General features: G+C 60.4%; 23 protein-coding genes and 1 pseudogene. 6 read left to right on the top strand and 18 right to left on the bottom strand.

The window, feature by feature from the left end:
• Positions 1–193: 193 nt before the first annotated feature.
• From B0W88_RS02630 to B0W88_RS02575, 12 genes are all read right to left on the bottom strand, one after another.
• Positions 194–1294: a BMP family ABC transporter substrate-binding protein gene (locus B0W88_RS02630; RefSeq protein ID WP_369973839.1), complete on the bottom strand. Its 1101-nt coding sequence runs from the start codon at positions 1292–1294 to the stop codon at positions 194–196.
• A gap of 48 nt (positions 1295–1342) precedes the next feature.
• Entirely contained in the window at positions 1343–2416 is a 1074-nt protein-coding gene (locus tag B0W88_RS02625; RefSeq protein WP_144006566.1) for an aromatic ring-hydroxylating dioxygenase subunit alpha, read from the bottom strand.
• A 144-nt stretch (positions 2417–2560) separates the two neighbouring features.
• Positions 2561–2998, bottom strand: a complete 438-nt coding sequence (locus B0W88_RS02620; protein ID WP_198937750.1) for a VOC family protein — start codon at positions 2996–2998, stop codon at positions 2561–2563.
• Between the two features lie 32 nt (positions 2999–3030).
• Positions 3031–3843 (bottom strand): hypothetical protein, encoded by an 813-nt coding sequence (locus B0W88_RS34355; protein ID WP_198937749.1) that lies wholly within the window; start codon positions 3841–3843, stop codon positions 3031–3033.
• 625 nt (positions 3844–4468) lie between these two features.
• Positions 4469–5326 carry an S-formylglutathione hydrolase gene (fghA, locus tag B0W88_RS02615; RefSeq protein WP_077033095.1) on the bottom strand — a complete coding sequence of 286 codons (858 nt, stop codon included), beginning with the start codon at positions 5324–5326 and terminating at the stop codon, positions 4469–4471.
• A gap of 220 nt (positions 5327–5546) precedes the next feature.
• Entirely contained in the window at positions 5547–6539 is a 993-nt protein-coding gene (locus B0W88_RS02605; RefSeq protein ID WP_198937748.1) for a xylose isomerase, read from the bottom strand.
• Positions 6540–6698: 159 nt separating this feature from the next.
• The gene (locus B0W88_RS02600; protein ID WP_077033092.1) at positions 6699–7775 is read right to left on the bottom strand and encodes an aromatic ring-hydroxylating dioxygenase subunit alpha; all 1077 of its coding nucleotides are present in this window, start codon (positions 7773–7775) and stop codon (positions 6699–6701) included.
• A 29-nt stretch (positions 7776–7804) separates the two neighbouring features.
• Complete coding sequence (locus tag B0W88_RS02595) at positions 7805–8449, bottom strand: glutathione S-transferase family protein (protein WP_144006564.1); 645 nt, start codon at positions 8447–8449, stop codon at positions 7805–7807.
• Between the two features lie 18 nt (positions 8450–8467).
• Positions 8468–9400, bottom strand: a complete 933-nt coding sequence (locus B0W88_RS02590; protein WP_158080782.1) for a PDR/VanB family oxidoreductase — start codon at positions 9398–9400, stop codon at positions 8468–8470.
• 46 nt (positions 9401–9446) lie between these two features.
• Positions 9447–10307: an aromatic ring-hydroxylating dioxygenase subunit alpha gene (locus tag B0W88_RS02585; protein WP_077033089.1), complete on the bottom strand. Its 861-nt coding sequence runs from the start codon at positions 10305–10307 to the stop codon at positions 9447–9449.
• A complete protein-coding gene (locus tag B0W88_RS02580; protein WP_077033088.1) occupies positions 10304–10957 on the bottom strand; it encodes a Rieske (2Fe-2S) protein in 654 nt (217 codons plus the stop codon). The genes B0W88_RS02585 and B0W88_RS02580 overlap by 4 nt, the downstream gene beginning before the upstream one ends.
• Before the next feature lie 12 nt (positions 10958–10969).
• Positions 10970–12040, bottom strand: a complete 1071-nt coding sequence (locus B0W88_RS02575) for a BMP family ABC transporter substrate-binding protein (protein WP_077033087.1) — start codon at positions 12038–12040, stop codon at positions 10970–10972.
• A gap of 147 nt (positions 12041–12187) precedes the next feature.
• Between B0W88_RS02575 and B0W88_RS02570 the strand changes: the two genes are divergently transcribed.
• The 3 genes from B0W88_RS02570 (at position 12188) to B0W88_RS02560 (ending at position 16409) form a co-directional block, all read left to right on the top strand.
• Entirely contained in the window at positions 12188–13132 is a 945-nt protein-coding gene (locus B0W88_RS02570) for a LysR family transcriptional regulator (protein ID WP_077033086.1), read from the top strand.
• A 213-nt stretch (positions 13133–13345) separates the two neighbouring features.
• Positions 13346–15619 (top strand): FdhF/YdeP family oxidoreductase, encoded by a 2274-nt coding sequence (locus B0W88_RS02565; RefSeq protein ID WP_077033085.1) that lies wholly within the window; start codon positions 13346–13348, stop codon positions 15617–15619.
• 286 nt (positions 15620–15905) lie between these two features.
• On the top strand, positions 15906–16409 hold the full coding sequence (locus B0W88_RS02560; protein WP_077033084.1) for a bacteriohemerythrin: 504 nt from the start codon (positions 15906–15908) through the stop codon (positions 16407–16409).
• Between the two features lie 203 nt (positions 16410–16612).
• Here the strand turns inward: B0W88_RS02560 and B0W88_RS02555 are convergent, their stop codons facing one another.
• Positions 16613–17623 (bottom strand): GlxA family transcriptional regulator, encoded by a 1011-nt coding sequence (locus B0W88_RS02555; RefSeq protein ID WP_077033104.1) that lies wholly within the window; start codon positions 17621–17623, stop codon positions 16613–16615.
• A gap of 327 nt (positions 17624–17950) precedes the next feature.
• On the opposite strand from B0W88_RS02555, the gene B0W88_RS02550 reads away from it, so the two are divergent.
• From B0W88_RS02550 to B0W88_RS32810, 3 genes are all read left to right on the top strand, one after another.
• The gene (locus tag B0W88_RS02550) at positions 17951–18334 is read left to right on the top strand and encodes a VOC family protein (protein ID WP_077033083.1); all 384 of its coding nucleotides are present in this window, start codon (positions 17951–17953) and stop codon (positions 18332–18334) included.
• Between the two features lie 106 nt (positions 18335–18440).
• A complete protein-coding gene (locus B0W88_RS02545; protein ID WP_077033082.1) occupies positions 18441–19550 on the top strand; it encodes an S-(hydroxymethyl)glutathione dehydrogenase/class III alcohol dehydrogenase in 1110 nt (369 codons plus the stop codon).
• 471 nt (positions 19551–20021) lie between these two features.
• Positions 20022–20324 carry a hypothetical protein gene (locus B0W88_RS32810; protein ID WP_144006563.1) on the top strand — a complete coding sequence of 101 codons (303 nt, stop codon included), beginning with the start codon at positions 20022–20024 and terminating at the stop codon, positions 20322–20324.
• Between the two features lie 113 nt (positions 20325–20437).
• Here B0W88_RS32810 and B0W88_RS02540 read toward each other — a convergent pair whose 3' ends face one another.
• The 5 genes and pseudogenes from B0W88_RS02540 to B0W88_RS34580 form a co-directional block, all read right to left on the bottom strand.
• A complete protein-coding gene (locus B0W88_RS02540; RefSeq protein WP_077033081.1) occupies positions 20438–20701 on the bottom strand; it encodes a helix-turn-helix transcriptional regulator in 264 nt (87 codons plus the stop codon).
• A 271-nt stretch (positions 20702–20972) separates the two neighbouring features.
• A complete protein-coding gene (locus B0W88_RS02535; RefSeq protein WP_077033080.1) occupies positions 20973–21221 on the bottom strand; it encodes a hypothetical protein in 249 nt (82 codons plus the stop codon).
• 510 nt (positions 21222–21731) lie between these two features.
• Positions 21732–22811, bottom strand: coding sequence for a hypothetical protein (locus tag B0W88_RS02530; RefSeq protein ID WP_233151599.1), 1080 nt, complete (start codon positions 22809–22811; stop codon positions 21732–21734).
• Positions 22812–22877: 66 nt separating this feature from the next.
• Positions 22878–23273, bottom strand: a pseudogene (locus tag B0W88_RS35290) (TniQ family protein); the annotation flags it as partial.
• A gap of 22 nt (positions 23274–23295) precedes the next feature.
• Positions 23296–23955 carry a helix-turn-helix domain-containing protein gene (locus tag B0W88_RS34580; RefSeq protein WP_233151598.1) on the bottom strand — a complete coding sequence of 220 codons (660 nt, stop codon included), beginning with the start codon at positions 23953–23955 and terminating at the stop codon, positions 23296–23298.
• Between the last annotated feature and the right edge of the window lie 183 nt (positions 23956–24138).

Below are 24138 nucleotides of genomic sequence, written 5' to 3'. Positions count from 1 at the left end.
AAACAGGCGACACCGTCATGCCGCGACGTCAGGTTCTTCCTCGGACTTGCCGTTGACAGGACGGCGACCAACACCCGACGTAATTCGTCTTCGGCCTCGCTTCCAGGAGCGATCCGAAATCCACATCAGACGGGCCAAAGCCAGGTCACCTGCTGAGGGCGTGAGCGCTCAGTGCTGACCTGGCTGGGACTGCCTATTTGCCTGGCAGTCGTCCTTCAACACCTTTCACGAGAAAGTTGATGGAGTCGAGGTACGCATCCGTCGCACGCGTCCCTTTGGAAAGCACTTCCTTCCCTGCTTGGTCAAAGACTGGCCCCGTCCAAACCGCGAACGTGCCGGCCTTGATACTCTCCTTCACGTGGTCAAGCTTTGTACGGGTGGCAGCCGGAACGTCGCTGGCCAGCGAGACCAAATCCACTGAGCCTTCCTTCACGCCCCAAAGGCTCGAACCAGTCTTCCAGGTCCCGTCGAGGTAGCCCTGGACTGCGTACGTGTAGTACGGCGTCCAGTTGATGATGGCGGAACCGAGGCTGGCCTTCGGCGCGTACGCCGTCATGTCGGAGTAGACGCCGAAAGCCCTCTTGCCTCGCACCTGGGCTACCTGCAGCACCGCAGGCGATGCGGTGTTCTGCATCAGCACGTCGGCTCCGGCGTTGATCAGCGAATTCGCCGCATCCGTCTCACGAGGCGGGTTGAACCACTCGTTGGTCCAGACGATCCTGGTCGTGACAGCCGGGTTCACCGATTGCGCACCGAGGGTGAAACTGTTCAGGTTACGAATGACTTCAGGAATCGGAACCGCACCCACGAAGCCCAGCACATTGGTCTTCGTCATCGAGCCCGCAACCACACCAGCGAGGTAGTAGCCCTCGTAGATGCGACTATTGAACGTGCGCATGTTTTGCGCTGTCTTGTAACCCGACGCGTGCTCGAATTTCACCTGCGGCTCGTCTACGGCCACATGCTGCATCGGATCCATGTAGCCAAAGCTCGTCCCGACGATCATCTTCGCGCCCTGGGAAACCGCCTCTCTCACCACGCGTTCCGAATCCGGTCCGTCCGCGACGTTGTCGATGGCCTGGGTCTGGATCCTCGCGCCGAACTTGGCTTGGACCTCGCGCCGCGCCTTCTCGTGCGCGAATCCCCAACCTGCATCGCCGACCGGCGCGCTATAGAGGAACACGATCTTGGGCGCTTCTGCGGCATTGGCGTTGCGGGTGAAGCCGCTGAGGCACCCCGCAGCCAACGCCAGGCAGAGCACCGGCAGAGCAACCCGTTTGAAGAGAGCGTGGATCCGGACGCTCCCGGAGGCATGTTGTTCAGTCTTCATGTGACCTCCTGCTCAGAAAGTGGGGCCAGGCTGCGGATAGGTCCGGTCGCTTTCGAGGACGCGGTTATTGAGCGCATGGTTGAACGCCTCCTTGCCTTCTCGTGCGGCGGACTCCAGCTCGCGGAGCCACTTGCGGTACTGCATCGACACCTTGTCGGTGATGACCGACACCTCGTCGTCCGGCAGGTACTGCGGCCATTCCGACTCGATGATGGGCTTGTCCTCCGCGAACACCAGGTCGTTGAACGCGATGTGCGGCCAGTCGGAGTCGTCGTGCTTTTCCCGCGCGAAGATGAAGTAGTTCTTGGTCTCCGAGTCGTTGATCGGGCAGGAAACGTTGAAGAGCACGCTGGTCGTGTTGTCGCTGTACTTGAGCGACGACAGATTGATTGCGAACGGCATGGAGCAGACGTAGGAGAACTTACCGATGATGGCCAGCGAGTTGACGTCCATGCCCTTGGGCGTGTCGTAGACGAAGTGGAATTGCCCGTCGACGCGGTCCATGGGAACGAGCGGCGGCTGCGCGGCGTTCGGATCGAAGAGGGTCTGCGGGTGGACGAAGGCGAAGTGGGAGAAGTCGGTGAAGTTCTCCCAGCGGCGTTCCGCCGAGCTCTTCCAGTAGTAGGGCTCCTGGATGATGATCTTGAACTTCGGATTGTCCGCAGCACTGAAGTGCGGAATCTCCGTGCAGTCGAAGGACGAATCCATTCGAACCCAGATGAGGCCGTACTTCTCCTGGCAGTCGAATCGCTCGACCTTGGCCTTGGCCGGGATGGGCCCGTCCGGGCAGGCCGGGATGTGCGTGCAGTTCCCTGACGCGCCGTACTTCCAGCCGTGATACGGACACTGCAGGTCAGCGCCCACGACTTGACCGGCGGATAGCTTGGCTGACCTGTGTGGGCAGCGGTCCCGCATCGCGACGATCTCACCGCCAAGCTTTGCCACTACCAGGTGTTCGCTGAGGAGGGTCACTCCAAGCGGCCCCAGGCCGGACGGGCTCGACATTTCGAGCTCCTTCACGGAGCACACGGGGTGCCAGAAGTGGCGAAGATAGGAGTTGTCTTTAATCAGAGGACTTGCTTGCACGGTAATTTCTCCGTTTAACCATTGACGTTATTTGCGCGATGAGTACGTACCGCTGCGCGCAAAAGGGGTGATGCGGGTATTCTTTGGCTGCAATATGCAGTTCCGGCCGTCAGTACCCGACTCTGTCCGGTCGGCTTCTGGGGCCTAGGACAAATCGACGGTGGGGATGACCGCCCCCGCCGGCAGCTTGGGGCACGTGATTCGCGCTATGTTCCGCTCGGGGTCTTCGAATACGAGTTGCCAGTGGCCGTAATACGTGGGGAATGGGCCTTGGATGACGCGACATCCCATTGATTTCACCAACGCTGCGGCCTTATCCACAAGGGCGGGATCAGTTACCACGAAGCTGAGCATGGACGATACCGGCACATCGTCTCCCTCCAACTTCTGGCGAGCCGATAATCCCAGCAGGTCATATGCTTTCCAGCCGTTGAAGCCAATTTGAACGCCGTCGCGCTCGAGAACTCTGTAGATTGGAGAGGATATTTCAGGGATGTCGCGCCAGCCACAGATTGTTCTGTAGAACCGCATCATGCGATCCACGTCCCGGCAGAAGATATTGAAAAGAGGGGTGTATTCCACGATGGCTCCTTTAGCTCTCGGCCATGTGACTGCTAGAAATGGGCCTCGAATCGGATGGACGGAACCGACGTTTTGGTTCCGATCAGGTTCGGGGAGTCGTTGAACTTGTTTCTGACGTACTCGTACCCGACGCCGGCGTAATACTTCTTCGGCTTGGCGCCGAATACCGATCCGACGTCCCAGGTCAGACTGGACCAGAACCATACTTCCGGATACGTCGGGCCGCCAAATCCGTCTTTGCCCCGCGTGCCGGTGTAGGTGGCCCAGCCTTTAAATACCACGGGAGCCCCCGCCTGAAAGTCGAAGGACCAAGCTGTCGATAGACGCCAAGTGATGGGCGAATTGACATGGACGCCGGCAAGCGAGTTATTGCCGGTGTCTTTCAGGGCAAGTAAAGATAGGGTCCAGAAACCCGGTACATTGAATTGCACCATCGGTCCCACCATCCACTTGAACTCTGCGCCGCCGAAAGCGTCGTTCTTCGAGCTGAAGTCGATTCCGCTCTCGAGGCCGACGTCGCTGACCGGGCCGAAAGACAGCTTCTTGTCGCTGAGTTTCCCGAAGCTCAGCACGTTGCGAAGGACCACATAGACCTCTTGCGCTCCGCTCGTGCCGTTGTTTGCCGGGTTGTCCTTGTTGGAACGCAGCATGTCGACGTTGAAGTAGTTGTGCCCGACGGAGTTGCCGCCGAGGTACGAAAGGCTCAGGATGTCTTTCGTGACGTCGTGAGTATTTGCCGGTTCGTGATAGCTGCTGCCGTGCGAGTAGGACAGTGATGCGTCACTCCAATCTGCTGCGTTGGCTGATGCACCCACAATGGCGAGTGCAATGGCTGAAATCTTCATGGACGTACCTTTTGGATTGGTTGGATTCAGTCAAATAGGCCGCGCCTTTGCTGGCGGCAGTGTTCACATCCCAGACCCCTTTTTAACCATGCGACCATCGATAGGCAGTCAGTGCCGGTAGGCGCAGCCGTCTTTGTGGATGGACCGGATAGTTGCAAGCCGAAGTTCGTTATGTGATCGTGACAATAGCGAAGCGCTTGGCTCTATATAAGGACCGTCGGCGAGACGATCCGTTCCAATGGCGGAACGATCAGGGTTTTGCTCTACTTCTAGGACGCTCTGAGCCGAAAAGGACTAATGTTCGCGTTTGCGCAGAACATTTTCGTTGAGGAAAGTCGGGTTTCTCCCGAGTGCAACTGTGTGATGACGGAAAGGTCTAGGGTGATTCCTACTTGAAAGTGGGAATTTCCTCGGACTCTGGCTTCGGATTGCCCCCGAAAATGAAAAGCGCCGCAAGCCTTAACAGGAAGCGGCGCTTTACATGCGGAAGGGGTGCTTTTGGATTGTGGTTCGGTCGTCAGCTATATCTTGATTTTTGACAGCAAGCGCCGACAACTCGGCTTTGAAATCAAAGCCGAGTATTTGGGGTGGTGATATTTCTAAATATTCAAGTCATTTCATATGACTAGGCGGGCGTCAAGCGTTCGGCATGGAACTTCAAATGCTCGTCGATGAACGAGGCAATGAAGAAATACCCGTGGTCATAGCCCTCGCGCCGTCTCAGCGCCAGCGGCTGTCGAATGCTGAGGCAGGCCGCCTCGAACAGACCTGGCATCAACTGCGTCTCCAGGAACTTGTCCGATGTTCCTTGGTCGATCAAGATGCCGTCTGGGAAAGGGGCCGTCCGCTTGGACAACATGAGGGCGGTAGCGTCATAGGGAAGCCAACCGTGCTCGTTGGGGCCCAAGTAGCCGCGAAACGCCTTGGTTCCCCAAGGACATTTCGACGGCGAGCAGATCGGAGCGAAGGCGGACAGTGAGCGAAATAGGCCAGGGTGGCGAAGCGCCAGCGTGAGCGCGCCGTGGCCGCCCATGGAATGACCCGACATGCCCACGCGTTGAAGGTCAATTGGCAGCTCTGTCCCGAGAAGCGGTAGAAGCTCCGAGATGAGCCAGCTCTCCATTCGATAGTGCTTCGACCAGCCGAGTTGCGTCGCATCCAAGTAGAACCCTGCTCCCACGCCGAAGTCCCAATCGTCCGCTTCGCCGGGCACATTGGCATTCCGCGGGCTGGTGTCCGGCGCAACCAGCGCGATTCCCAACTCTGCAGCCTTGCGTTGAGCACCTGCCTTGAACATGAACGTCTGCTCGTTGCAGGTGAGTCCCGCCAACCAAAGCATGGCCGGCACGGCCTTCTTCTCTGCGGCCGGGGGCAGGAACACAGAGAACTTCATTGGCAGGCCGATCTCACGGGACTCATGCTGGTAGAAGCGCATCGTCCCGCCGAAGCAGCGGTGTTCGTCGAGAAGCTCTAAGGTGCTCATCAGACCACCTCGATGCTGCGGGCGGATTCGACGTGCTTCGTCGAGTGGAAGCCCCCGTGGAGCCCAGACTGGGGTCCAGTGTGAGTGGTGAGTTCGTCGATGTTGATACTGGACATGGCTTCCAGCTTGACCAGCCCTTCGCCTGCGCGCTGACCTAGAAGGTCGGGCGACTGGACGGTCCGTCGGCCATCAGGCTTCCACACGGCAGCGGCTCGCGTCGTCATTGGCTCGTCCCATTCTTCAAGAGCTGTTGTTCGAGTGCGCGTTGGCCGGCGTCTTCCTTGACCAGGGCGTCCCATTCGCTGCGAATCCACGTGGCGATGGCGACGTTCTGCTCGAACAGCGAGTACTTCGCGTTTTCGCCGTAGTCGGCCATGTCGATCATGTCGGTGGTGATGTACCGCAGCGGGCTGTTCGGGGCGCGCAAGTGATGTCGGAGCACGCGGCGGACAACCTCCTTGCAAGGTTCGACGCGGTAGGCGTGCCAGTCCGAATGCCACTCCCCAGGCTTTGGCTTGGTGAACGGGTACTGGCAGGGACGTCCCCAGGCACCGCCGTCGTAGCTGTTGTTGTTCTTGATGGCCCAACGGTTCTTCGGTCCGTTCGGCGAGACCGGGCGGACCTGCAGCCAGTGAATCATGTTCATGGCGATCCACCGGTCGATGACGTTGCCAGCCTCGTACGGGTCCACCACCAGGGCTCCGCTCTCGACGTCCTGGCGAATGCCGATGATGTCCTGCTCTTCCGGGTTGTCGACCTTGATGAGCACGTGGCTGTGGTCGAGGACGAACTTGAAGGGCATTCCCCGGGCGCTGACGCGTTCCGCGATGGGCTCGATCCGGCGAGGGTCCTCGGACCACATGTAGATGTGGTTCTCGAAGCCAATCTCGATGCCGATGCGCTCGCCCAGCTCATGAGCGAGCTCGTAGAACGCGACGATTTCATCGTCGCTCACGACCCGACCTTGGGCGTTGCGGATGTGCAGCATGATGTCGTGGAACTCGGCGCCACCTTGCTTGCTGACGTACAGATTCTTCTCGAGCAATGCCTCGTCTTGCCCGGCTGTGTACCACCACAGGCCGGTCCGGATGGGAATGCCGTGGCGGTTGGCCGCGTCGAGGTAGATGCGCTCCTCGCCAGGCTGGGGCATGCGGTCGAAATGGTCGTAGCAGCCCGCCGACTTGAGCAGCCGGAACTGGTCGTCCACGGACATGGGAGTCCCCTCGATGTGGACGACGCCTCGGCCATTGCAGCCCAGCGAAAATGGAAATTCCATGATTGGCGATGAATTGGGAAAGATGGATGAGCGGCCCACCCGGTCGCATCGCCAAGGGCGATGACGGTCCGACCAGGCCAGGAGAACCGTTACGACTCAGGCGCCGATGGGTCGCTCGTCAGTGACGGTCGTGCGCAGCGCTTTGACGAACTCGTCCTGACCCTTCGTGCCGGCGATAGAGAGCTCGCGAAGCCATTTGCGGTACTGGTTCGATACCTTGTCCGTGCCCAGCGAGACCTCGTCGAGCGAGATTTCCGCAGGAAACTGCGACTCGATGATGGGCTGGTCCTCTGACAATACGAGCTTCTGGAAGGCCGTATGGACGTGGTCCGGGTCGTCGTCCTTGGCAGCGCGGCTGATGATCATGAAGTTCTTGCAGTGGGTCGCGTCCACCGGGCAGGACGTCGTCCAGAGCGTGAAGTCGCTGTCGTCCTTGTACAGCTGCATCTTGAGGTTGATGGAGTACGGCATCGTGCAGCGGTAGGTGAACGTGCCCATGGGCGCGTTCTCAGGCAGCTTCTCGATCATCTCCGGGGGCGGCTCGATGGCGAAGCGGAGCTCTCCGTCGACGCGGTCGACCGCGGGGATGGGCGGCCGGTCGTAGGTCGGGTCGTACAGAGTCCCCGGGTGAACGAAGGCGAAATGGGAGAGGTCGGTGAAGTTCTCCCATCGACGCTCGGCGGCCGTGTTCCAGCCGTAGGACGGCGCAACGATGTGACGCATGCCGGGCTTGTCCCACTCGCTGAAGTACGGAATCTCGGTGCAGTTCCAGCTCCCATCGAGACGCACCCAGACCAGGTCGTACTTCACTTCACACTCATAGGCCGCCGTGCATGCCTTGCGAGGGATCGGCTGTTCCGGGCAGGCAGGGATGTGATTGACCTTGCCGGTCGAGTCGTACCGCCAGCCGTGATAGTTGCACCGCAGCGAGTCGTCGATGATCGTGCCCTTGGACAGGGCGGCGAACCTGTGAGCGCAGCGATCTTCCAGGGCGACGACCTTGCCGCCGAGCTTGGCAATCACCACCGGCTCGCCCAGCAGCTTGACCGCCAGCGGGCCCTTGCCGGACGGGTTGGCGCACTCCAGTTCTGCCCTTGTGCAGACGGGATGCCAGAAGTGCCGTAGGAAGGAACGGTCTTCGAGCAGAGGGCGGAGAGCTTGTTTGGTGTCCATGTCGTGTCCTTGCCTTTGCAACGCTTGCGTCATTTGGTGGTGGCCAACTCGATGGCCATGATTCCGGCCATGCCGATGAAATTGGGTTGGCTGCGGAATTGCCAGAGCCACTGACGCACCGCCGGAAACTCGTCGAGGGGTATGCCGCCTTCGTTCGCCAGCGCGACGTAGGGGAAGCAGGCGATGTCCGCGATGGTGGGGTGCTCGCCCACGAGCCAGGTCTTGCGCGCCATCTGCCGGGCGGCGAGGTGGTCGTCCAGCACGCGGAACACTGTCTTCGCGCCGACGCGGCAGGCCCGGATGTCGAACTGGCGATAGTTGAGTGCGTCGTGCAGTCGCGCGGCTGAGGCCGTGCGGGTGATGTCCTCGGCGGTAGACAACCAGACCTGGATTTCACCGCGCTGTCGTGCGTCGTCGGGATACCAGGTGCCGCCGGAGTCGTACATGGAGGCCAGGTACACCAGGATGGCCTGGGCGTCTCTCAGCTTGAAGTCTCCATCCTCGAGGACGGGAATCTGCCCCAGCGGATTGACCTCCGCCAGGAAGCGGTCGCTCTTGTGTTCGCGGCCAGGAAAGAAGTTCACCGCCACTCGCTCATAGCTGGTGCCGAGCATGTGCAGCAGGAGCCGGACCTTGTAGCTGTTGCCCGAAAGTTCGTAGTCGTAGAGTTTCATGGTCGAGTCGATTCGATGTCAGAGGTCCAGAACCAGCAGGGCTGTCTTGGACCTGGAAACACACGGCATGATTTGCTTGCCGGCCTCGCGCTCAGCCTTGCTGAGATAGGCGTCTCGATGGTCCGGGGTCCCTTCCAGTACTTGTGTGAGGCAAGTCCCGCAGACACCCTGCTCACATGAGGTCATGACTTCGCAGCCAGCCGCAGAAAGTGCTTGGATGATGGTCTGCCCCACGCCCACCTGGCAGCGCACGCCGCTTCTCTTCGCAAGCACTTCGAACGGTGCGTCCCCTTCGCTCGCGGTCGGCGCAGCAGCCTGAAAGCGCTCGAAGTGGACCCGGTCCTCGGGCCAGCGTTTTGCGGAGACCTCGGCGACGGTATCCATGAAGATGCCTGGGCCGCAGCAGTAGGCATGCGCGCCGTCCGTACGGGTGTCGAAAAGGCCTTCCAGCAGCGCCCGGACTGCCGAGCCGTCAAGACCGGCGTGGACGTGGAGCCGTCCTTTGGCTTGAGCATCGGCCAGACGCTCGCGAAAGGCCACGTGGTCGTCACCGCGGACGAAGTAGTGAAGCTCGTAGTTGCCCCCTGCTGCGTCCAGCGCTTGCGCCATCGCGAGGATCGGTGTGATGCCGATACCGCCCGCCAGGAGCAAGTGGGAACGTGCCTCAGGCTTCAGCGGGAAGAGGTTTCGAACGTCGCCGAGGCGGACTTGCGCTCCTTCGCCAAGCTCGTGAATCCACGCAGAGCCGCCTCGGGACTGGGGTTCACGTTTGATGCCGAAGACGAGGTGTTCCGACTCGCCGGGCCTGTTGCAGAGCGAGTAGTGGCGCACGAGCGGTGGCTGACCGGCGCGCTCGATGACGAACTCCACGTGGGCGCCGGGCTGGATCGCGGGAATGGGTGCGCCATCAGTCGGTGCCAGTTCAAAGGCGGCGACGTCGGGCGTAGTCATCCACTTCCGCCGTACGACGAAAGGTCTTGTTGAAGCCATGATGTCCTCAGCGAACGGTGCCGTAGCTGGTGCCGCGAGTGGACAACCAGCGGCGATAGGCCACCGACATGGCATCGCAGCGAGTCGGCATCTCGGCGCCGAGCTGAAGCGGCATGCGCTTCGGGACCTGGCTTTCCAGGATCGGCTTGTCCTGCCCGAAGATGGTGTGCTGGAACGCGATCAGGTCGGTTTCGGTGCTGGTGTCGTCGAAGTACGAGAGGAGGCAGTACGCGGTGATGTGGTCCTCGTCATGCGGCTGCACGAACAGCCCGATCGCGTCCATTTCGCCCGGGCGAGGGAAGGCCGTCTTGTAGAGCATCGCGCTCATCGGCTGCATGACCCGGTAGGCGTACTGAACCTCGAGACCGGTGGTGGCGGCCTTCGACGTGCGAGGCTGGTAGAAGCGGCAGTTCGTTGCCCAGATCTCGTCGGCGGATTCGTCCACGCTAACGTCGTACTTGGCAACTTCGGTCTGCGGCACCTCGCCGAGGTAGCTGGCATGGACGTAAGGGAAGTGGCCCATGTCGAGAAAATTCTCGACCATTCGAAGGCCGGATACCGATACGCCGATGCCGTCGCAATCGACGATGCGCCGACCGTCCTGGCTGAATTCCGGGAAGGCGAACAGCGCTTTGCGGGGCTGGCCGCTCGGGCAGACCCACAGGTAGCCATACGCCTCGAGGACCAGCAACGGAGCTGCTCCCGCGCGGCCATGCACTTGTCCAGCAGCATCGCGCCAGAGGGCGATCTCAGTTCCCAACAACCGAGTGGTGTAAGGGGTCCTCGCGGTTGCGTGTTCGACGCGGGACGACGGCCCCGCGGTGAGCCAGTCGTCAAGCAAGGTCTTGTCCTGACAGTCGAAAGTCATTGCGTGTCTCCATTTCTGTTGGCGCCTTCGACATCGCGGCGCAGCAGCTGCAACGAAGCGGCCACGCGAGCGCTCTCGGATTCGTCTGCCAGCCAGACGTGTGCGAAGGTAAGGTCTGGATGGGCCTCGTTCAGAAGCACTTGGACGGCGCAGTCAGCGATTCGGCCCTGCCATGCATAGGCCCCCGTCCGTTCGAGGCCTTTGGCGGCTAGTACCGCTGCGGTGACTTCCACGTTGGCGCGCAAGCCCAGCGAGCGGCAGAAGGACAAGCCAGCAGAGTCGGGTAAGCCAGCCCAGCTCTGACCGTCCTCCTTCGCGACCCAGACCATGCCGTCGCGTTCGACTACAGGGAACGTCTTGGCACCTACGTTCTTGGGCGCGGGCAGCTCCGGGTGCGCAGGAATGGCCATGCACTTTCCGCTCGGAGCGAATTCCCAGCCGTGGTATGCGCAAGAGAGGCGGTCGTCGATGATTCGGCCGAGTGTGAATCGCGTTCCGCGATGCGGGCATCGGTTATCCCAGGCCTGGACCTCGCCCGCCTGAGACCGCCACAAGGCGACCTCTTGTCCTTGGATAAAGCCAGCGACGATGTTCTCGGCTTCGCGCAGGAAATGCGAGGGCACAACCGGGTGCCATGCTGTGGTTTGCATGCTTTGCTCCGATCAGTGCTGTCCGACGATGATGCCTTCGGCATACCAATCCATCTTGCCCAGATCGGCATCGGGATACGCGCTTCCGGCAGCCACGCGAACGGCGCCCTTGTTGTCGCGGATGGGTCCAGCAAAGACCTTCAGTCGACCCTCGGCGATGTCCTTGGTCTTTGCCGCGACAAGATCGACAACGTCCTTGGGCACCTGCGGACCCATTGGCGCCATCTTGATGTTGCCCTCCTTGATTCCGCCGAAATAGAGGCTGCCCTTGCACTTGCCTTCCAGCGCGTCCTTGGTGAACTTGATGTAGTAGTCGGACCACTCGTGCGTGACGCCTGTCAGGTAGTGCTTTGGCGCATACCGACGCATGTCCGAGTGGAAGGAAATGGTCGGGACGCCGCGCGCATCGGCGGCGGTCACGACCGCCGGCGAGTTCGTGTAGTGGGTCATCACGTCCACACCCTGGTTCAGCAGCGCGGTTGCCGCGTCGGTCTCCTTCGGAGGGTCGGACCACGAGCCGACGAAGACCGCCTTGACCGTTGCCTTGGGGTTCACCGAACGCGCGCCCTGGACCAGAGCGTTGAGATACCACATCACGTCCGGGACGGGGTTCGCGCCCACGAATCCGATGACGTTGTTCTTGGCCATCTTTCCCGCGACGATGCCGGCGAGATAGCCACCCTCGTGCCACTTGGCGCCGTAGCCGCTCGCATTCGGCGCGGTCATGTAGGCGGATGCCGTGGTGAAGCACTTGTCGGGGTTGTCGGCCGCGATCCGAAGGACATCCCGCATGTAGCCGAAGCCGACCGCGAAGATGATCTTGGTGCCGTTCTCCGTCAGGTCGCGCACCACGCGGTCGCCGTCCGGGCCCTCGAAAGTGTTCGGCACCGTCTTGACGACGATCTTGTTGCCCAGAGCCTGCTCAAGGGCCTTGCGCCCTTGGTCGTGCTGGTACGTCCAGCCGACATCTCCGACGGGGCCGAAGTAGACGAAGCCGACTTTCGTGGGTTCGGCGGCTGAGGCAGCGAGAGGGGCGAGCAACGCCAGCAGGCATATCGCTGCCTGCTGCATGGGAGTCTTCATGATCCGTTCCTTGCTTGGTTTGGCCTGGCACAGATGACCTTGTCATCTGTTGGTCAAAAATTTAATAAGCAACGGCGGATTGCGAAAGATAGACTGCGAGACGCTACGTTCCAGTTTTGGAACGATCCCGAGGAGACACTCGTGGATATGGAAATAAAGCTCGTTGAAGCCTTCGCCATCATCATGCGGGCCGGTAGCCTGACCAAGGCAGAGACCCAGACCGGCATGCCCAAGGCAACCCTCAGTCGTCTGCTCCGTAAGCTGGAGGAGGATTTGGGCGTGCAGTTGCTTTCCCGTTCTGCGCGCACGCTGACACCTACCGATGCCGGACGAGCTCTGCATGCTCACTGTGAGTCACTGCTGGCGGATATGGCTGGTCGCTGGGAGACGGCTCGGCATGAAGTCCAGGAGATGAGCTCGGGGGACAAGGGGCGCTTGCGAATCCTGGCCGACAACCACTTCACGACGACGTTTGTTTGCCACGTGACCCGGGTTTTCCTCAGTCGACACCCCAACATCCACTGCGAACTCGATGCGGCCGGGCGCGAAGACTCCCCGCGCCTGGAGGACGTGGACTGCTACGTTTGCTCCGACCCGCCGGACCTCCCTGACGTGGTGGCAAAGCTGATGGGGCGGCTCACCTACGGTCTATACGCAAGTCCGGCTTACGTACGTGCGCACGGAATACCGAAGGAGCCCAAGGACCTGACTCAGCATACGTCCGTCGTCTTGCGGAAGACCGTTGGTCAGGGGGCCGTTGTTCTCCACTCTGATCGAACTTCCCATCCGTATACGACGCGGTCGATCATTGCGTCCAATGACTACTGGGTGATGAAGTCCTTTTGTGTAGACGGCGTCGGGATTGCTCTTCTTCCAGATTTCTTCGCTGGCCCTGAGGTCAAGCACGGGAGCCTCGTGCCGATTCTTCCCGAATGGAAACCGGAGAGGCGTCGAATCTTCTGTGCTTACAGGCGACAGAAGTACATGGCCAAGAAGCTGCAAGCGTTCATGGCGCTGCTGGCCGAGAGTGCCGTCGACATGGAGTCGTTCAATCTCTTCGTGGCAGGGGCTCCTAAGAACGAGCTGCAGTAGCCTGTCTCCAATCCCTTGCCTCGTTGAACTGAGCAAAGCAGGGCTGGTCACCAGTCGTGGCGAACAGTCTTCACTGCGAGTCGCAGCGATGCGCATCGACGGCAGCATCGCTGTCCGAGACAGGAGTGCTCACTCCACTAGGCAGGTGCCGCATGCGTGAGGCGCTCGCCAATTACCAGATTTAGTGCACTGAATGTCGCACGGAGATATGCAATGAACAAACGACGCGAGGTTCCCGGCATTCGGCCCTATGACGGCCCTGCCGGCGGTTGGGGTGCATTGAAGGCGACGGCCCAGGCGGTGCGCCAGCAGATGGAGATCATCGAGGCGCCTATCCTGCTGATGCGCACCAACCAGCCAACAGGCTTCGACTGTCCCGGCTGCGCCTGGCCGGACAAGGAGCACAAATCGAGCTTCCAGTTCTGCGAGAACGGCGCCAAGGCGGTCACATGGGAGGCCACGAGCAAGCGCGTGACGCCGGACTTCTTCGAAGCTCGCACGGTTTCGTCCTTGCTGGAACTGTCCGACTACGAGCTGGAGAACTTCGGCCGGCTGACGCATCCGATGGTCTATGACGCGGTCGCTGACAAATTCCGCCCGGTCGAGTGGGAGGCCGCATTCAGCCGCATCGGCGAGGTCCTGCGGGGGCTGGCCTCCCCGAATCAGGCGGAGTTCTACACGTCTGGCCGTGCCTCCAATGAGGCAGCCTATCTTTACCAGCTCTTTGTCCGCGAGTTCGGCACCAATAACTTTCCGGACTGCTCGAACATGTGCCATGAGGCCACCAGCGTCGGCCTGCCGCAATCAATCGGCATTGGTAAGGGCACCGTGTCCCTGGCAGACTTTGACCAGGCTGAACTGATTATCTCGATCGGCCACAACCCGGGCACCAACCACCCGCGCATGATGGGCACACTGCATGAAGCGGCGCGTCGTAAGGTACCGATCATCGTCTTCAATCCGCTGCGCGAACGGGCTCTGGAACGCTTCGCTGATCCGCAGAACTTGGTTGAGATGGCGACCTACGGCTCGACAGACATTGCATCGACGTATCACCTCGTCCGAGCCGGTGGCGACGCCGCCGCACTCAAGGGCATCATGAAGGCACTGCTGGTGCTCGAAGCGCGGCGCGGCGACGTTCTCGACCACGCCTTCATCGCCGAGCACACCTGCGGCTTTGACACCATGGCCGCCGACCTCGATGCGACGTCTTGGACCGATATCGAGAAGGAAAGCGGTCTCACCCGAGGAGAACTGGAAGAGGTAGCCGCGGCATACGCGAGATCGAATGCGACGATCGTCTGCTACGGAATGGGCGTCACTCAGCACAACACCGGCACAGCCAATGTGCGCCTGATCGCCGATCTGCTGCTGTTGCGGGGCAACTTTGGCAAGCCCGGCGCCGGCATCTGCCCTCTGCGCGGCCATTCAAACGTACAGGGCAATCGTACGGTGGGCATCACCGAGAAACCGTCGCAGGACTTTCTCGCGCGGATCGAGCAGGTGTTCGGCTTCATGCCGCCCACAGCGGCGGGGCACGATTCCGTCCAGGCAATGCAGGCGATGATTGACGGATCAGCCAAGGCATTGATCTGCCTGGGCGGGAACTTCGCCGTAGCTCTGCCGGACCCGCAGGTCTGCTACCCGGCCATGAAGGCACTGGATCTGAGTGTGCACATGGCCACCAAGCTCAACCGATCGCACCTGCTCGTAGCGAGGGAGACCTACTTGCTGCCTGTGTTGGGTCGGACGGAGATCGATATTCAGAAGTCCGGACCGCAGTCGATCACGGTGGAAGATTCGATGTCCATGGTCCATGCATCTGCCGGCAGGCTTCGGCCGGCGTCCGCGCAGCTCCGCTCCGAGCCGGCGATCGTGGCTGGCTTGGCAATGGCCACGCTCTCGGACACCCATGTCGACTGGCTATCCCTGGTCGATGACTACGATCGTATCCGTGAGCTGATTGAGCGCACCGTGCCGGGCTTCAACCATTACAACACCCGCATCCGCACACCCGGCGGCTTCCGCATGCCGCTGCCGCCCACTGAGCGCAAGTGGACCACGCCGACTGGCAAAGCCATGTTCTCTGTTTTCCCCGGTGTTCGCCAAACCTACCTGCCTTGGGATCCTGACGTATTGCGCCTCGTCACGATACGCAGTCATGATCAGTACAACACGACGATCTATGGCATGGATGACCGCTACCGCGGCGTGTTCGGTCGCCGCGACGTACTGTTCATGCATGCCGACGATCTGGCTGCGCGAGGCCTGGAGCACGGTGACAAGGTCGACATCGAGACGATTTCGGCCGGGCGCTCCGCGCGAATGGAGGGCATCACGGCTATCGAGTACGACATCGCCCGCGGCTCGGTGGCAGCCTACTATCCCGAGGCCAATCTACTTGTTCCGCTCGACTACATCGACAAGGAGAGCGGCACCCCTTCGTACAAGTCCATCCCGGTGCGTATCCGCGCTGCGGCGCAATAGTTTTGGCGTCCTCTGTTGAAGCTCGCAGGTCGAGACGATTTGGCGACGTTGACCGCGTTTCACCGAATGCGACCTTGCCTGCAGAGCAATGCACTCGAAAGTATCAATTCCGGAACGCATCGTCTCAACATTGAAACGGAAGAAAGAGGACACTGGCGGCCACGAGATAAAAAACTGACTGAGGTAATCAGCCCGATCATTGGACGCATGCTGGCCGACGAGATCCGTGTCCCAACCCGCCTCCGGCATGCATTCACATCCGTTTCCTGATCGCAGAAGAGCCGGTATGAGTACAGATACAAAGCACGAGTACGCCACCCCGACAGGCGCTGAAGTACCTGCATCCCCGGGAACGGCGCCATCCTTCGTCTGGTCGGACGCACGTGTTCTTGGCTACGGACCGATGGACGATAGGCATAGAGAGTTCTATCTCGTGGCATTCGATCTCCTCACGTGTGACGAGGACAACGCGCTTCGTGCGCTATCCGCGTTCGAGAAGCATGCCGTCGAGCATTTCTCCGAAGAGGAAGGATGGATGCACAGCACGGCGTTTCCTCCACGGGACTGCCATATCGATGAACACGCGGCCGTCCTTGCCTCGGTTCGGGAGGTTCGTGAGGGTGTAGCACAACGCAGGTTTGGCGCAGAGACCGTACATGATCTTGCACAGCACCTGTTTCAGTGGTTTCCAGGTCACGCGGACTACCTGGACTCTGCTTTGGCGGCTTGGATGACCAAGCGCAAGATGGGCGGAAAACCCGTTGTGCTTCGTCGTTCTCTTAGCAATTGAGCGAGGGCGCTCACTCTTTGCTAGCAGTGTTCTCGCATCGTCAACAACCCGGATTTGCGCGGGGCGTTCAGGATCACCCTATCTGGAAGTAGGCCGAACTTCGCGACGGTGATGACGCCACCATTTTCTCGTTTGGCCTGCCGTATTTCGGAGTCAGCGAGCGCGCTTCTTTTGGGATTTCTAGCGATCAGAAGCGCGATACATCACACCGGCGGAACTCTTGTGCTGGTCGCAAATCGCTCACGGTAGTCCTTGGGCGAGACCCCGAGCAAGCGCATGAAAAGCTTGCGCAAGGCTTGATCGCTGGTGAAGCCGACGAGGTCAGCAATCGTCTTTATCGGCAGCTCACCATCCTCGAGCAGGCGCCGCGCTGCATCCAGCCGTGCTCGCTCGATGAACTCTGCCGGTGCCAACCCGACCTCCTTCTGAAACAGGCGTCTGAAGTTGCGCTCGCTCATCGCTGCGCGACTGGCGAGTACTTCCAGGGACAAGGCCGCGGACAAGTTAGTGAGGATCCAGTCTTGGACAGCGCGAATGGCTGAGTGGCTGGTGCGCTGGCTCTCCAGGTGAACGCTGAACTGGGACTGGCCTCCGGGTCGCTTCAGATAGACGACCATGTCACGCGCCACATCCAGCGCAATAGTGCGTCCGCAGTCTTCTTCCACTATCGCCAACGCCAGGTCGATCCCAGCCGTAACGCCGGCCGAGGTCCACAGCTTTCCCTCGTGCAAGTAGATCGCATCGGCCTCCACCAGGACGCCTGGAAAGCGTTGCTGAAGTTTCGCCGCGTGGTTCCAATGCGTCGTCGCTCGCCGCCCTTCAAGAAGTCCCGCAGCCGCAAGGAAATAGCTGCCTGAGCACAGCGCGACGAGCTTCTCGATTCGCGGCATGACCGCACCGGCCCACTGCGCAATGGCAGGGTTCTCGGTGAGCGCCTGTTCAATGTTCCGCGCTCCCGCGATGACGGCGATGTCTGGAACCTGGCGAGGGTCGAGCGCATGTGTCGCTTCAAGGCCCATCAACATGTCGGAGCTCACGGTCCCTGCAACTGGTGCCGCCACCGAGACCGCGTACATGCGGCGCATTCCGCGCTGCTCAAGGTGAATGTTGGCGTACTCGAAGACTGTCATCGGACCAATCGCCTCGAGGGCCTTGAAGCCGGGATAGACGATCAGGTGCACCGTGCGAAGACGGGTCAATGGGGGAGCATTCATGATGACAGCGAAGGACTGAATGAATCCGGATCGGACGAATTGCAAGCCTGATCGGACAAAGCGCAGTCGATGTGGCTGTTGCCTCTGGTACGTCAGTGGGCAGAAGTCTACATTCGCGTACGTCGAGGAACCGCCTATCGGGATCCGATGATGACGAGTACCACGGGGCTTCGACAGACAGCCGTTGCGCGCGATACCGATGACTGCTGGCCGGCCCAGCTCTCGACGGACTTCGACTGAAAACTCGCGCGTCACGTGCAGTTGCTGTCAGAACGCAGGTCCTGCCCCATCGACTGTCCATTTCAATCTGAAGAAAGTGCCCTGACCATGTCCATCTTTACCCACGCCGTGCTTGGTACCAATGACCTTGCCAAGAGCGAGACCTTCTACGATGCAGCTCTTGCCACGCTTGGCCTGAAGAAGCAGGGCGACTTCGGCGCCAACGGCCGCATGTATGGTGCCAGTTCCCCCGAGTTCATCATCACCAAGCCCGGTAACGGCGAGCCTGCTACCCATGCAAACGGTGGCACGCTGGGGTTCCTCGCACCGTCTCGCGAGGCGGTCCGCGCGTTCCATGCTGCCGGCCTGGCCAATGGCGGTACCGATGAGGGCGCGCCGGGCCCGCGCAGCTTCACGCCCACGGCTTACGCGGCCTATCTTCGTGACCCGGCAGGCAACAAGATCTGCGCTTATTCCTTCGTGCCTGCCTGATCTGCTACTGATCGAGGCTGACCTGGATCTATTGCGGATCCAGGGGCGCTCACGATCGGAGTGCCTCCGTCAAGTTCGAACCCAACCCTTCCGAGAGACAAGTCAAATGAAATCACGTGCCGCCGTTGCCTTCGAAGCTGGCCAGCCGCTGCAGATCGTCGAGATCGATGTCGAGCCGCCCAGGAAGGGCGAAGTACTCGTTCGCATCACCCATACTGGAGTCTGTCATACCGATGCGTTCACGCTTTCGGGCGATGACCCAGAGGGGCTGTTCCCCGTCGTGCTGGGGCACGAAGGTGCAGGAATCGTGGTCGAAGTCGGCGAGGGCGTCACCAGCGTGAAGCCGGGCGACCACGTGATTCCGCTCTACACCGCCGAATGCGGCGAGTGCCTGTTCTGCAAGTCTGGAAAAACCAATCTTTGCGTGGCTGTGCGCGCCACGCAGGGCAAAGGCGTGATGCCCGACGGTACAACACGCTTCTCCTATCAAGGCGAGCCGATCTACCACTACATGGGCTGCTCCACGTTCAGCGAGTACACGGTGGTGGCCGAGGTGTCGCTTGCCAAAGTGAATCCTGAGGCCAACCCCGAGCAAGTCTGCCTGCTTGGCTGTGGCGTGACCACGGGCCTCGGCGCGGTGAAGAACACAGCCAAGGTTCAGCCGGGCGACACGGTGGCCGTGTTTGGCCTCGGCGGGATCGGTCTGGCAGCGATTCAGGGTGCGAAGCTGGCTAAGGCCGGTCGCATCATCGCGATCGACACCAACCCCAGCAAATTTGAACTTGCGAAGATCTTCGGCGCCACGGACTGCGTGAACCCGAAGGATCACGAGAAGCCTGTTCAGCAGGTCATTGTCGAGATGACTACCTGGGGCGTGGATCATTCTTTTGAATGCATCGGCAACGTCGGCGTGATGCGCGCGGCGCTTGAGTGCGCGCACCGCGGTTGGGGTCAGTCCATCGTGATCGGTGTGGCCGGCGCGGGCCAGGAGATCTCCACCCGACCATTCCAGTTGGTCACCGGCCGTAGGTGGCTGGGCACCGCCTTCGGCGGGGTGAAGGGCCGCTCAGAACTGCCGGGCATGGTGGAGGAGGCGATGCGGGGCGACATCCAGCTCGCCCCGTTTGTTACCCACACCATGCCGCTCACTGATATCAACGCGGCGTTTGACCTGATGCATGAAGGCAAGTCGATCCGATCTGTCGTTCACTATTGAGCCAGATCGGGGCACCTGACGAAAGTGCTCCCGCAGCAACCGGTCCGATCGCAGCTGGGATGCTCGCTGTGGCCGCGATGCTGCAAAGTTGATGTCCGAGGTGGATGGCCTCGTGCATCAACGGACCTGCCACTATGGACTCACCCATTCGGACGAGGTGTTCCGCTGCCTCGACGCGAAACCACAAGTGCGTCCAAGCCTAACCTTTCGCGCTGGGGAGCCTGCGTCGGTTCCGTATTCGGCTCGGCGGCGATCCTCAAGCGCTACGCGACATCGCATGCATTGAGAATGCCGACAACGTCCAACTGACCTTGTCGAGACCGGTATTGCTGTCGACGATAGGCGTCACCCCTTGTCGCCAGTCCGCACCATTGATTCTGATGATGCACCCCCAACCTGCGGGATTCCGTCACCCAATGCCATACCGACTGCCTTGCGATCCGGTAGAAACAGGACAGGAGGAAGTACAGCATGCTGCTCTCAACCGCAGAAGCCCCCGCCACCTCGGCCCGCTCCGAAATCGGCCTTGCCCTGGAGAGTCAATCGGCTCCGAACGCCCAGCTCCGGGAACTGGTATCGGCGTCCGGCCTCCCACCCGCGGTCGCGATGACCATCTTCAACCGCCAACTCGGTGCCGCGGCCTGCTCAGAGACAGAGTGGCGCGGGTACACGTCGGAGCCCGGCAACCCAAGGTATCGACCAGTGAGCCCCGAGCAACTAGCGCACGCCATTGCCCAGTTCGCGCGGATCGGCGTGCATCGAGATCAGAATTGAGCGGATGTTGTCCTGCGCTCCCTGGTCGCGAACGCACGGCCGCCCAGGCCGGTCAGGTGGACCATGCCCTTCTCCCTGCAAGCTGGCTCGTCCGGCCAGCATCCCTCGTCGATCTACGCTGCTTCGCCTTTTGAGCCCTTCAAGATGACCGAAATACCGTACAGCGCCATCAGGCCCATCATGTGGCCAATGGCTACGCCGGGCTCACCTGCTTCGATGCGGCCAATGGTCTGAACGTGGACGCCGAGGCGAGCAGCAGCGGTGGCCTGGCCTTCACCAGCCTTGGTGCGCGCACGTTTAACGGCGGAACCCATGTCTTTGATGGATTGGAGCGCATCGGCACCGATTTCTACAGAGACTCTTTTACCTTGGGCCATGAGGCATTGTGAACTGCCTCGAGAAGGTGAACGCCACACTGCTGCCGTCCTGAGACGACAACGCGAAAATGGCAAGCAGCCCTTGTGGCTAGGTCCGAAGAGGGCGAACCCGAACGTGCCGGATCGCGCTGGTGGACGTGCCGGGAAAGGGCGCGAGGTTCGGGTGTGAGCTGCCGCTGGCGAGATGATCAGCGACGGGCGGCGGCATTGCTGTCATTCGGCTACGACTGCAAATGGCCGGGTCCGGCTGGTGGTCGACATCGGCGATTGCCTACTCTGTCAGATCCACGAGACCCTTGGCACCGTCGGCGAGATGAACAAGTGCGGAGAACTCAGTCTCCAAGACCAACGCATCGCTGGCGATCATTGCGACGACCTCGTTTCGCAACTTCCGTTCGACGTCGCCGAGCACTTGACCTTCGAATTCAACGTGCGGGAATCCGATGATCTTGCCGACAAACACGCTCCTGGCGCGATCGAACTCGATCAGCCCGAAGACTTGTCTTGCTTCTTTGCTCACGTGATGCTCCCGTATGGCGGTTCATGCGAGACGATTTTGGATTGAACAGAACCAGTCGGCCATCGGCAGCCGCTCATGGCCGAGACCGGCGTCGTACCCATCCACTCCGACGGTTGAAGGCGCTGGTTCCATTTGGATGCTGATACCCTCAGCCAGGGGCCCAGCGCTTCTTTAAAGCACCCGTGACAGAGGTCAATGTCGACCCTGTTGCCATCGCCCAGCTGAGATCCCCAGCTTGCATCGAAACCGATTTGGACGAAATTGTTGAAGCCGTCGTCAACGTTGTGTTGTGCCTCCGCTCCGCATCGGTCACAACGCAGTTGAAAGACAAATGATTCGGGCCTCACATCGTTTACTCGCATAGTTCACCTCGTCTGTCCGCAGAAAGCGTTGACTGGCATTCTGGCTCGCTGACGCCATAGCTCGTAAGGAGACTTTGGCGAACAGCCGCCGCCGACTGCGGCTGATAGAGCCCGCGCGGGTCCCCGCTGCGAAATTGCGTGGTATCAGTCACTGCGGCTCGGCCACTATCGCGGCGCGAAACACCTTCAGGTTGCGGCGAAGCAGCGGATCGCATCCCTCCATGAGCTGCCGGGTAAGTGTTCGAACTCGACGTGCCGTGTCCCACGATCCCCTCACCGGGTGGAAGACAGTGCTGCCCGTCCGTTCTGGCCAGGTTGCACCTTGAAGCGAAAGAAGCTCCGCGGTCTTGGCAGCCGCGCTTGCCTGGACGAGCTTAGCAAGTTGTCCAACATAGGCTTGGCCAATCGCGTCAAGCAAAGCTGTTGTTCCGAGCCTGGCAATTTGAGTCGGGGCCATATCAGTCAACAGAATGACCAACAGAGCAACGGCGTCCCGTAATCTAACAATTTGAGTCGTCCTTCTGCGGCCACGGTGAGACACGAAGTCGTCGAGTCGCGCGAGCAGCTCTCTAAGCTCAGACTCGACGGCGACATTCCGCCAAATCATCTGTTGATCGATCGCCTTCGCGGTTACGACGCCAAGGGACCGTCGAACTGCGGTGCGCGTAATCGGCTCTCCTGCGTCTCGAAGCTCTCGAATGGCTTCGTCGACATGACGCGGACGAACCCATCGCTGTTGGCGCCTTAGGTGGGCGGAAATCTGGGCCTCCATCCACGGTGGATGCAGATTCTCCGACCCTGAGAAATGCTCATGACGAATGCCGGTGTCCTCGGCGAATCTGAGGAATGAGGCCGGCCAATCCGCCAGCACGGCCACGGCAGCGGTAAGCAACTCATGGCGTGAGCGGACGTTGAGTAGCTCGACCATATTGACCGGGCAATGGTCGAATTTCTCGGCCGTCCCGGTCCAAGCATGCCGGCTGCGACGCAGGGCGCGGTTTGCGCGATTGCGTAGAAACAGATGGCAGACGGCATAGAGCGCCGCGAAGTAGTCTCGCGTCGCCACCCGCATGTCCGGTCCAACAAGGACAGATTCAGTGTCGACAATGGCCGATAGCCGCGCCACCGCACTTCCATCGCAATCGATTGTGGTTGCCTGGCGCAGGTCCTGTCCGCAATGAGGGCAGCAATGCAGCTCATGCGAACGGCCCGCGAAAAGTGGTTTCACAGACGCCGCATGGGGCCAAACACGTTCTTGGCAACTCGGGCAAGCCTCGTGCATCTCGCACTTATGAAGGGGGCAATCAGTCATGAAACCCAGGCGCCAAGTCAAACGGAAATGAGGAATGGAGTCCTCTTCCAAACACTTGGGGCAGTAGACCGGTCCAGAGCACACACCGCGGCGCGTGTATCGAGGTTGGACGAGCCATCTAGGGTGTGACCGGCCGTTGACATCGTCGAAGATACGACCAACAAATCTTGTCAGGCAGAGGCGTTCTATTTCGACCGGGCGAACTTCAAATGACGCAGAGAGAAATTTGAGCGCCTCGGCATTGGTTCCCATATCCTGGTCAGTGCGCCTCAGCTCTCCGAATAGTGGGAACAGTCGAAAGCCGTTCTGCATCCCGGCTCGCTGACGCCATGAAGACAGGGACTCGTCGGGCAAGGGTTGAGGCCGCAGCAGAAACATGGTGGAACTTTTGCAATGGCGGCTATATAGGCAACTCGTCTACAACCCCAGATCTATTGACGAGCAGCGCGTCCCGATCGGCGCGAGTGATGAAGAGGTCGTCGAGGCGCATGGGGTTCGTTACCGACGAATGCAGTGCAAGCAGTCCAAGACGCAAGCGCTCAAGAAATAGCGTCCAGATGACATGCGCCTTGAGGCTTTTTTCGTTGACGATGGCCGAGAACCGGATTCGACGCCTCTCAGGAATTTCTGGGGCCGCAAAACCAGCGAGAAGAAGCGCGGAAGAAAACTCGAGAAGGTCCGACCGATAGATCCGATGGCCTCGGTGTCCCTTCGTGATTTGCACGCTGGGAATGAGCTGCGCCCGGCACAGGTGCTGCATGGTCCTGGCGGAGCAGCCCACAAGCTTGGATGCCTCTCTGGCCGTGCATGTGACACCATGAAACTCGATGACCCTCTGATACGCATCCGCCGACAGATGGTACTTGTGACTGCCGGCCTTCGAGCCAGTTGCAACCGTGGCGCCCTGAACTACATTTTCGGTGAACCAGAATCGAATGCTCGACGCGGGTAAGCCAAAAAGGGCGGTCAACGATGACAACGTATAGCCAAACTTGTCCCGATTGGCCCATCCCCGCAGAGGCTTATTGGGACTTCTGGACTTGGCCGTCGTGGATGTCACCTGACTCAGGGCAGCCGCAATCTGAGGAAAGTGAATTGCATAGAGGCTTCTCCTGGTTGCTCGCGCCTTGTTGATGGTCGTATGCCATTGAAGAGGAGACAGTTGAGACAAGAACCCATTGGGCCATTCAGTGAACCATGGCTGCAGGGCCGCCAAGTACTTCGAGCATAGAAATGGTTCCAG

This window comes from Pelomonas sp. KK5, from assembly GCF_001984095.1.
In the GTDB taxonomy this organism is placed as follows: Bacteria; Pseudomonadota; Gammaproteobacteria; order Burkholderiales; family Burkholderiaceae_C; genus KK5.
Note: the sequence above shows the minus strand (reverse complement) of the source record. Positions and strands in the feature narration are given on the sequence as shown.